The organism is Autumnicola patrickiae, assembly GCF_031846525.1.
GTDB lineage: Bacteria > Bacteroidota > Bacteroidia > Flavobacteriales > Flavobacteriaceae > Autumnicola > Autumnicola patrickiae.
The window spans coordinates 25,005-33,280 of record NZ_JAVRHM010000030.1 but is presented as its reverse complement, the minus strand read 5'-3'; the positions used below and the strand labels follow the sequence as shown (position 1 = coordinate 33,280).

Sequence of the window (8,276 nt, the reverse complement as noted above, 5' to 3'; positions counted from 1 at the left end):
AAAACCGACAAGGACAAAGGTGTACGCCTTCGAGTGGAGCGGGAAGAAAATGACAAAGAAATGACAACCACTAAGGTCTCGTTTGCTTAACCCTAAAACAGTTAATCTATATGAAAGAAACAAAGCGTCATCAGGCAGAGTATAGGGAAGCAGAGGAGCGTAAACCTCCTTCCGCCAAAGTCATACATGATGCTATCTTTAAAGAAGCAATCTCAGAACTTTCCCGTTCATCCTCGGCATTGTTCTGGTCAGGTTTTGCTGCAGGATTATCTATGGGATTTTCTAAGGACAAGAGAACTCCCAGATAAGATCATTAAAGCGCAGCGTAGGGAGATTATGGAAATGCAATGGCTGATAAATGACATAAGAGAAAACGGTATAGTAGAAACAGAGGAAGAAAAAAAGGAACGCCCGGTTCCAGATTTTGAAGGTTGGATCGAGAAAGAGACCATAGATCTGGAGGAATAAAAAAAACTGGTGTTAAATCTGCAACTCTTCTAAAACCACGATTGTAACTTTAGATGAGAATCTCCAGCTCCTTGTGGGGCGAAGAGGTGACTAATTTTTAAAACTAACTTTTTGTGAAAATAGCCAATTCATTTTTTGCAGTTATTTTTTTTGTTTCTGCCTTTGTACAACACAACGATCCGGACCCATTTTTCTGGATGTCAATATATGGCTACGGGGCACTGGTCTGTATTCTGGCTATTTTCCGGAAGGATAGTAAAATTTTACATTATGCAGGTCTGGCCGTTTTCGTTTCTTACGCTATTTACTTATTCTTTGCTCCCAATGGCGTCTACACCTGGTTCAGCTTGCATTCCGCGGAAAATATCACCGGTTCCATGTCTGATGATAAGCCCTGGATAGAAGCCACCAGGGAATTTTTCGGATTGCTCATCCTAAGTTTTGCACATATTCTCAACCTGCTTTTTCGAAAGTCACTCATAAATAAAAGAACCTAAATCCTGATCGATGAATACAAAATTACTTTTTGGAATCCTTTTTAGCCTTTTCACCTTCTTCTTAGACGCACAGGAATTAAGCACTTTACAAGGAAAAGTGATTTCAGATTCTTTTGAGCCCTTAGCAAATGTTGAGATAAGGTTATTGAATACCTCTTTTCAAACCCGTACTGGATTCGATGGAAATTTTTCTCTTCAGGAAATACCCTATGGCTCGTATGTTATGAGTATTCGAAAATCAGGGTTTTCAGAAACTATACGAGAAATTACCGTCGATTCAGCAATAATTGAACTTGAGGTGGTTTTAGGTTCTGAAGGAGAACGCCTCGGGGAAGTAGTTGTAACTGCTCAAAAAAGGGAAGAAATGATCCAGGAGATCCCCCTTAGCATAACCAGTCTTTCTTCCGACAACATAAAGCAAAGTCAGATCCAAAATACAAATGATTTAACTGCTATAGCACCAAACCTTTACGCAAGTGATCCCGGTGACCGTAGGACTATAACCTCAATAAGAGGTGTTGTATCTACTTCTTATGATCCGGCAGTTGCAACTTATATTGACGGTGTTAACCAGTATAACCTCGATACCTATATCACTCAGTTTTTCGACATTGAAAGGATAGAAGTTTTACGGGGACCACAAGGAACTCTGTACGGAAGAAATGCTATGGGCGGGGTTATCAATATTATAACTAAAAAACCCGAAGATGAAACGACTGTTTTTGGAGAGGCCACAGTGGGCAATTATAATCAACAGCGCTATATGGCAGGATTCAGGACTCCTTTAGGAGAGAAATTTTATTTTGGAGCGGCCGGGCTTTATGAGGAAAGAGATGGATTTTACACCAATGAGTTCACCGGTTCGAGTTATGATGATCAATATAATTTCTCAGGAAATTACTACCTAAAGTACCTCTTTAGCGCCACCTGGGATGCAACTGTAAACGTTAAACATTTTAACGCTGAAAATAAAGGAGCTTTCCCATTGAACATGGGAATTGAGGCCGCTTTTGAAGATCCCTATACATTAAATCAAAATGAGATTTCCACCATGAAGGACAATACTTTTAATACTTCTTTGGTGATTGATCATAAAGGAAAAAACCTCAATTTTAGTTCTCAAACTGCTTATCAACAGAATTACAGGTATTACCAAACTCCTATCGATGCCGATTTTTCCCCTTTAGATGCTTTGTCCATCATTAATGACTATGGAAAAGACTGGAATACAGTAAAAGTGGCGACACAGGAATTTAGATTCTCTTCTTCCAATAGCCCCGGCAGTGGTCTTGAATGGACGGCAGGAACTTATATGTTCTACCAGGAAAGTCCGGTAAAGCAAGCAACCCATTTTGGGGAAGATGCTGCACTCATAGGATCTGAACAAACAAACTTTTCTCTTATCAATACCACCGAATCAACAGGTAAAGGGATTGCCTTTTTTGGGCAGCTAAATTACCAGGTGACAGATGATCTGGGCGTTATAGCAGGCATAAGATATGATAATGAATACAAGAAGCAATCGGTTTTGGGAGAATACCAGCTGGATTCTGATACCGAACCACAATTTGAGTATCAACCTGACTCTACTGCCACAGCAAATTTCAATGCTTTTTCACCTAAAATCGGCTTAACTTATGACCTTTCAGAAGAAAACCTCATCTTCCTTACCTACAGTCGTGGGTTCCGGGCCGGCGGACTTACTCCTCTGAGTTCCGACCCTTCCCAGCCACCTTTATTTGAATATCAACCAGAGTTCAGTAACAATTACGAATTAGGAACAAAAAATTCATTTTTGGAAAATAAGCTGCTTGTAAATGCAACTCTGTTTTATACGGAAGTGACAGACGTCCAGGTGCCCACCTTAATATTGCCAGATGCAGTCATTGTTACCCGCAACACCGGAAGCCTTACCAGCAAAGGTTTTGAAGTAGAACTTCGTGCTTTGCTTACCCGTGGCCTTGAATTTAGTTATAACCTTGGTTTTACTGATGCCAGTTATGAATCGCTTCTTATAGCACAGGATGGAAATGAGGTAAACCTGCAGGAAAATAAACAAATCTATACCCCCGAGGTAACTTCTATGTTCGCCCTCCAATATAATTCAAATCTCGGATTTGGTAGTAACTGGAATTTTAGCGCCCGTGCAGAATGGAAATATCTTGGAGAACAATATTTTGATCTTGCTAATAATCTAAGGCAGGAGCCATATAACTTATACAATGGAAACTTGGGACTCTCATATAAAAATGTTGAACTAATGATATGGGGACGTAACATTTTTGACACCCGGTACATCAGTTATGGGTATAATTTTGGTGCAGTTCACCTCGGAAATCCTGCTACTATGGGAGTGACTATTTTTTTAGAGATGTAATTGAAGAAGAACACTTAAAATCATCACTATTGCCCTGCTATAGATTCAAGACTGCTTCGCTACAAGAAATAATTAAAATACGAATAGCTAAAATCTCAAGTTATAAAGCGGGAAATCCATTAAGGAGATCCCGCTTTTAAAGAAGTTCACCGGACACTAATGATTCAAATTATAGGATACATCTTAACCCATTTTCCTATACTCATGAAAAAAGCGATGAGAATTTTGAAAATGCTTCTTTCAGCGACACCCTTTCCTTTTTAGAACCAGGGGCAAAAAATTATTTTGGGTTTCTTGAAGAGGAATGCATTTTAATTATTTTCCAATTACCGTCTATCTTTTTAAGAACAGAGGTCGCTACACCTTTTTTCTTTATGGTTTTTGATTCGCTGTTTTCGCTTGGTTTGGTGACAATTGTATAAATATAAGTTTCGGTGGTAAATGCATACGGTGCATCTACCTGCACGTCAATTTCATAATCTGAATATTCAAATTTACTGAAATGCCCCAATTCCGGACCTATATGATGTTCTATATAGTTTGCATACGAACCTTCGACACCGCCGGATTCAAAAATATTAGAGTCCTTGGCAAATAATTCAAATGTACCTTCGGTAGTTAGATTCTGCATAGCGTTCTTGTAATTTTTCATTACGTTTTTTACAGCCTCCTTTTCTGTATCCATATTTTGGCTGTAGATTCGTCCGGTTGAAAAAAGCACCAGAATTAGAATTGTTGATAGTTTAAATATTTTCATTAATTAGATTTTTAAAGGTTTTTAATAGTTAAAATCATTCCATACCTACATCGGGGTTATTTAATATTGTTTACAAATAAACCATTATTTTTAATATTAGAAATTGCAAGGAGGTAATTTTCAAAATCTCTTTCACACCTTTATTTAATTTGTTTAAGATTTTAACAAAGCCAGAATCTTCCAAACATCTTCGAAATAGCATTCTCGATTGTCATTTATTTAAATGTATCGCAATTCATTTGCCAGAAACCATCTTAAAAACCTTACCAGTGTTACCTACAGGTCCATCTTCATCGGTGGTAAGAAGGAACATCTCTCCCTCCTTATTCTGGCCAAAAGACAGCAAATAATGGCCGATTGAAGTAGAGTTGGTTTGAGCAATTTTCAGCTCTTGAAAATCCCACATTCCCGTTTCTTTTGGAGTTGAAACGAACACTGCTCCCGCCGGTTTTCCATGATGCTGTGTCCAGGCACCAAAAATGTATTTCCCGTCCATATTTTTAAGATCTTCACCCCTGTAAACATAACCCCCTATTACCACCACAGCTTTTCCGCCGTCATCGACGCTGCCTTGTTTAAGTTCAATTACCGGATCAATTAATGGATTACCCATTTTATCTTCCTTTGGACAATCTTCTCTTTCCTTATCATTATTGTAGGCATTAAAACAATGCGTTCCTTCCTTTACACTCCAGCCATAGTTCCCGCCTTTTGTGATCACACTTATTTCTTCCCAAAGTACCTGTCCCGCATCTCCGGCGATGAGATCATTGTTCCCCTTCATGTCAAAGGAAAACCGGTATGGGTTTCTAAGCCCATAGGCATAGATCTCGTCCATTCCCTCCTTATCTACAAAGGGATTATCATCAGGAATATCATAAGGAGCATCTCCATTCACATCAATTCTCAGGATACTACCCAGCAGGTTCTGCTTCACATCCTGTCCATTTCCACCGGCATTTTCCCCATACCAATCGGGTACATGACCCATATCAATATCGTTTGCTCCTCCTCCATCACCAAGGGCAATGTAGAGGTAATTGTCAGGTCCGAAGGCCAAAGTCCCTGCATTGTGATTATCCTGTGGCTGATCGACCTTCATAATGATCTTTTCTGAAGCTTTGTCAGCCATATTAGGGTTATCCGGAGAGACCCTGAATTCTGAAATGTGGCTGGTATGATCCCAGTTCTCGGGACCATTTTGACTAAGGGGTGCACTATAATAGACAAAGAACCTGCCATTTTCCCTGTAATCGGGGTGAAAAGCAAGTCCTAACAAACCCCGTTCTTCATGGGCATCTTTTAGTTCAACTATCTTGTTTTTCAGATTTAAAAATGGCTCTTCCAAAAGACCTTTTTGGGGAGTATGGATTCGGATCACCCCTACCTGATCAACAATGAAATATCTTCCAGATTCATCGGGAGATTCAACAAATGCCACAGGGGAAACCAGATTATCTGCTATAACCTCCAGTCCTACCAATTCCTGTGAAAAAGTTGCGAAGGAAACAGTTAATAAGCAGGTTAAGGAGAGAAAGAATCTAATTTTCATAATGGTATATTTTACGTGGAATTTTTTGTTATCAATCTGATAGTAAGATACACAAAACCATATATTGCATTGGTTAATAGCCTGTTAAAAGACTTATTTATAGAAAAGGACAAACTACTACCTATCCATATGGGTTACAAGAGGTTTATTGCTTAAATTGAAAAACTTTCGGATGGTTGTGATTTAAATCTAATGAGATTTTCCCAATGCCACCAAAATGAAAAGCAAATGACATATAACAGAAGTAATAATCCTTTTGCCATCTTAGCAGGAGCAGAGAAAGTGCAGCAGGAAAAGTTTACTTTAAAATTAATTAAACTGGGAGAGCAGGATCAGGTTTATTTTGAAGAATTGGCAGAAGTATTGAGCTGGCTCTCCAACTGTAAACTATCGGCTTAAGATATGAAACAATTTATAAAAAATCCCGTAGTTTTCTGTAGTATTGTAATTTGAAATGGTAGGATGTGGGAGAAGAAAAGACGGAGAGAAAGGAGCTGGAACTTATGAAAAAGGCCAGGTTCGTAGTCTGGTTGACTATTGGCTACCTTATTCTTGATATTATCATCCTTTATTTCACTATGCAAAGCTCGCAGGCAATGAAGGCTGCCTGGATTGAAGATCTTCTTTACCTGATTCCTTCCATTTCCTTTTTAATTGCCTCAAAGATCGCTACCAAACCTGCCAGCAAAAATTTTAGGTTTGGTTATGATAGAGCATACACCATTGGTTTTCTTCTTAGTTCTTTTGCCCTTTTCACGATTGGGGTTTATCTATTGATTGAATCCCTTTTGAAATTGGTTAATCACGAGGTGGTGACTATTGGAACTACTTCAATCTTTGGTGAGACTATTTGGTTTGGCTGGTTAATGATATTGGCGATAGGATATAGCATTGTTCCTGTTTTTTTGATCGGGAAAGAGAAGCTGAAAATTTCCAAAAAGGTGAACATTCAAATTCTGTATGTCGATGCCAAAGGTCAAAAAGCTGATTGGCTAACTTCGGTCGCGACTATTTTCGGAATTGTAGGAATTGGATTTGGATTATGGTGGGCAGATGCGGTCGCAGCTATTGTCATTGCACTTGATATTCTTTCTGATGGTGTTAAAAGTCTCAAAGCGGCTACTTCAGAAGCGATGGATAGAACTCCACTCAATGCTTTTCTACAAAAAGAAGAACCTCTGGTGAAGAAGATAGAGGAACTAGTGCAAAATGAGGATTGGGTTAAGGATTCCCTGGTAAGATTTAGAAGATCGGGAAACAAGGTAACGGGGGAAATTCTGGTAATGTCCCAGACTGAAGAAAATTTGCAGGAAAATATCCATGAGCTTAAAGAAAAGATCACCAATTTTAACTGGCAAATTACAGAGGTGGTGGTATCACCGGTAAAAGAGTTTCCGGAGATATTCGATAAAAAAATATGATTTAAAAGATGGTCCAAAAAAGAAATACCGTAGCGATTTTATTTCTGTTCATAGTAATCTGCCTTTCATGTTTATCATCCTGTGATAATTATCCTCAAGATACCTATGGTACATTCGAAGAGGTAAAGGGAGGTACTTTATTAGTTGGTTATGCAGAAAATCCACCCTGGGTAATCGCTTCTGAACGGGAATTGGCTGGTATTGAAGTAGAACTGATCAAAGGTTTTGCAAAATCCATTAATGCTGAAATAGAATGGGTAAATAAAAACCAGCATTTACTTTTGGAAGAATTGGAACATAGAAATCTGCATTTTGTAATTTCCGGCTTAACCAAAAGTACCCCCTGGACGAGTAGAGTATCGGTAACCGGAAGTTTCCTGGAATACCAAGGGCAAAAGCATGTTATTGCGGTGCCGCCAGGAGAGCATCGGCTCCTGTTTGAACTGGAAGATTTCCTGAACGAAGAGGAAGGGGCAATCCCCGAACTGCTGAATCATTATACCGGTATTGAGTGGTATAATCTTGAAGATTAAGATGGGGTATTATCCATTAGCGGCAAATGCTACTAATAGCTTCCGTCCTGAGGGTGTAAAACAACTCCGTCTGAATGAAATCAAATACTAAAGTTTACACGTCACCTCTATTTTCAGAGCTGCTATTTTTGTAATTCCGATTTTTGACATAATTCCCCTCGCTGTCCTTCCTTTTTTTCTTTTGTTGCTGACTTTGCTCTCTAAGTTGTTCTTGGGTCTCGTCCTTCTTTTTACCACCACTTTGACTTCCACCAGGGTTTCCTCTTCCTTTGCTCTGGATTTCTTCGTTTTTCATCTCATTACTTTTTTATATATTGGTTATAAGTTACAAATTAAAAACTGCCTATAGCTTCTGTTTAGCTTTCTTTTAAGGAACAAATTTAGTTCTTTAGTACCTCCTCCACCTATCTCTGATAAACATGATTTCGAGTACTGGAAAGGTAGCTGCGTCGAAGGTCAAAGAACCTGCCGTTCTTTTTGTAATCGGGATGAAAAGCAAGTCCCAAAAGACCTCTTTCTTCCTGTGCATCTTTAAGAGGAACTATTAAAGAAGGTGCTTTTAGATTTGCAAATCCGGCAGCTCAACTCCTTCCATCGCCGTCAGATTAGACCGAATCGAGGAGGATTATGATGAACAATGTTAAAACAGATTTCATCCTTACTTCACCCAG

Annotated in this window: 9 protein-coding genes; 6 read left to right on the top strand and 3 right to left on the bottom strand. The window is 38.9% G+C overall.

The genetic code is table 11. The features are described 5' to 3' along the window. The first annotated feature begins 186 nt into the window (after positions 1 to 186). The 3 genes from RM549_RS17805 (at position 187) to RM549_RS17795 (ending at position 3,342) form a co-directional block, all read left to right on the top strand. Complete coding sequence (locus RM549_RS17805; RefSeq protein ID WP_311687292.1) at positions 187 to 468, top strand: hypothetical protein; 282 nt, start codon at positions 187 to 189, stop codon at positions 466 to 468. 113 nt (positions 469 to 581) lie between these two features. Beyond that, on the top strand, positions 582 to 965 hold the full coding sequence (locus RM549_RS17800) for a transmembrane 220 family protein (protein WP_311687290.1): 384 nt from the start codon (positions 582 to 584) through the stop codon (positions 963 to 965). Between the two features lie 10 nt (positions 966 to 975). Then, positions 976 to 3,342, top strand: a complete 2,367-nt coding sequence (locus tag RM549_RS17795; protein WP_311687288.1) for a TonB-dependent receptor — start codon at positions 976 to 978, stop codon at positions 3,340 to 3,342. Positions 3,343 to 3,622: 280 nt separating this feature from the next. On the opposite strand, the gene RM549_RS17790 is transcribed toward RM549_RS17795, so the two are convergent. Together RM549_RS17790 and RM549_RS17785 are read right to left on the bottom strand one after the other, a co-directional pair. Then, entirely contained in the window at positions 3,623 to 4,099 is a 477-nt protein-coding gene (locus RM549_RS17790) for a YybH family protein (RefSeq protein WP_168137776.1), read from the bottom strand. A gap of 235 nt (positions 4,100 to 4,334) precedes the next feature. After that, positions 4,335 to 5,651 carry a PQQ-dependent sugar dehydrogenase gene (locus RM549_RS17785; protein ID WP_311687286.1) on the bottom strand — a complete coding sequence of 439 codons (1,317 nt, stop codon included), beginning with the start codon at positions 5,649 to 5,651 and terminating at the stop codon, positions 4,335 to 4,337. Positions 5,652 to 5,879: 228 nt separating this feature from the next. Here RM549_RS17785 and RM549_RS17780 point away from each other — a divergent pair, with 228 nt between their 5' ends. The 3 genes from RM549_RS17780 (at position 5,880) to RM549_RS17770 (ending at position 7,605) form a co-directional block, all read left to right on the top strand. Continuing rightward, positions 5,880 to 6,050 (top strand): hypothetical protein, encoded by a 171-nt coding sequence (locus RM549_RS17780; protein WP_311687284.1) that lies wholly within the window; start codon positions 5,880 to 5,882, stop codon positions 6,048 to 6,050. A 65-nt stretch (positions 6,051 to 6,115) separates the two neighbouring features. Beyond that, positions 6,116 to 7,072, top strand: coding sequence for a cation diffusion facilitator family transporter (locus RM549_RS17775; RefSeq protein ID WP_311687282.1), 957 nt, complete (start codon positions 6,116 to 6,118; stop codon positions 7,070 to 7,072). 8 nt (positions 7,073 to 7,080) lie between these two features. Beyond that, positions 7,081 to 7,605 (top strand): transporter substrate-binding domain-containing protein, encoded by a 525-nt coding sequence (locus RM549_RS17770; RefSeq protein WP_311687280.1) that lies wholly within the window; start codon positions 7,081 to 7,083, stop codon positions 7,603 to 7,605. Positions 7,606 to 7,699: 94 nt separating this feature from the next. On the opposite strand, the gene RM549_RS17765 is transcribed toward RM549_RS17770, so the two are convergent. Then, complete coding sequence (locus RM549_RS17765) at positions 7,700 to 7,900, bottom strand: hypothetical protein (RefSeq protein ID WP_311687278.1); 201 nt, start codon at positions 7,898 to 7,900, stop codon at positions 7,700 to 7,702. Between the last annotated feature and the right edge of the window lie 376 nt (positions 7,901 to 8,276).

Excerpts from the sequence above, each read along its gene's own strand:
- RM549_RS17805 (WP_311687292.1), top strand. The coding sequence starts at position 187 with ATGATGCTATCTTTAAAGAAGCAATCTCAGAACTTTCCCGTTCATCCT.
- RM549_RS17795 (WP_311687288.1), top strand. The coding sequence starts at position 976 with ATGAATACAAAATTACTTTTTGGAATCCTTTTTAGCCTTTTCACCTTC.
- RM549_RS17790 (WP_168137776.1), bottom strand. The coding sequence starts at position 4,099 with ATGAAAATATTTAAACTATCAACAATTCTAATTCTGGTGCTTTTTTCA.
- RM549_RS17785 (WP_311687286.1), bottom strand. The coding sequence starts at position 5,651 with ATGAAAATTAGATTCTTTCTCTCCTTAACCTGCTTATTAACTGTTTCC.
- RM549_RS17780 (WP_311687284.1), top strand. The coding sequence starts at position 5,880 with ATGACATATAACAGAAGTAATAATCCTTTTGCCATCTTAGCAGGAGCA.
- RM549_RS17770 (WP_311687280.1), top strand. The coding sequence starts at position 7,081 with ATGGTCCAAAAAAGAAATACCGTAGCGATTTTATTTCTGTTCATAGTA.
- RM549_RS17765 (WP_311687278.1), bottom strand. The coding sequence starts at position 7,900 with ATGAAAAACGAAGAAATCCAGAGCAAAGGAAGAGGAAACCCTGGTGGA.